General features: G+C 34.8%; 1 protein-coding gene and 1 pseudogene. Both read right to left on the reverse strand.

The window, feature by feature from the left end; translation table 11 throughout:
* Positions 1-786, reverse strand: a 786-nt coding sequence (locus B2Y23_RS01610; protein WP_291368615.1) for an MFS transporter, incomplete at its 3' end; no start/stop codon positions are given.
* Between the two features lie 302 nt (positions 787-1088).
* Positions 1089-1217: pseudogene (locus B2Y23_RS01615) on the reverse strand (glycine cleavage system protein H); the annotation flags it as partial.

Genomic DNA, 1217 nt, shown 5'->3' on the forward strand with positions numbered 1-1217 from the left:
TAAACTCATCATGGAAATGGCAAAAACCACAAAGAATAAGCTGGCATAAGCCAGTAAATTTTTTGACTCTGCAAAGGTGGAAATAAACGACATAATGCTGGCATAAGAAAAAGAGATGATCATGGCCATAATCGAAACGGGCAAAGCTTTCTTTTCAACAAAGTCATGAATGGATAATTTACGCTTAACAGGTTTGGCCTGCATTTTTGGTATTGCTTGAATTGGAATCAGGAAGCAAAAGATAAAGCCCAGACAAATAAGGGCAGCCAGAATCGCAGTAACGGTCGGATAAGAAAGTTGTTGAATAAGCGTCAAACCGATTAAAGGCCCCAACACAATCCCTAAATTAATAGACATGACAAAATAGCCCATACCTTCACCTTTACGCTGTGCAGGAATAAAGTCATTGGCAATAGGAACCGCTACCGTGGTTAAAATACTGAACCAAATCCCATGCAACAGCCGAATGGCCAAAAGTAGGTTCAGACTATCTGCAAAAATATAGGCAAATGAAAAAAGACAGAATAAAGTCTCTGAAATATAAAGGGCTTTTTTGCGTCCGATTTTTTCAATAATTAAACCACTAAAGGGGCGAACAGCAATCGAGGATGCCATAAATAGCGTCATGGCCAGACCTGCCTGAGCTAAAGTTCCATGCAGGTTTTTTAAAATATAAATCGGTAGGATAGTGGTTTGGGCAAAATAAAAGATAAATAAAAACAAGTTATTGGCCAGACACAGAATAAAGGATTTATTCCATAACTGTTGTGTATTTACTGGAGTCATGATTTACCTAAATTTATAAGAAAAAGACGACTAAAGAGGCTTATCGAGCTCATTATTTTTTTAGTTATAAATTATTTTTTGTAATTGAAGATAAGTCAGCTTATCGTTGGCTGGGGTTAATTCTAGAAGAATATTCCCAAAAAGTACAGCAGTGTAAGAATATAATAGAATAGTTTAATAAATAAGAGTGTTTTTATTGGGTCTTAATATCATATTGTGAATTTATAATGATTTTTTTAATTAAAATTATCCGAAATAAAAAAATCAGCCCCTAAAGACTGATTTTTTTATTTAAAACAGGATTATAAACCTGCTTCATATTCACTGCTTGAAAGTAATTTTTCGACATCCGCCATATTGTTAGGCTTGATTTTATAAATCCAGCCCTTGCCATACGGGTCATCATTGACAAAATCAGGATCATCTTCAAG

Origin of the sequence: Acinetobacter sp. UBA5934, assembly GCF_002430855.1 — a bacterium.
Classification (GTDB): Bacteria; Pseudomonadota; Gammaproteobacteria; order Pseudomonadales; family Moraxellaceae; genus Acinetobacter.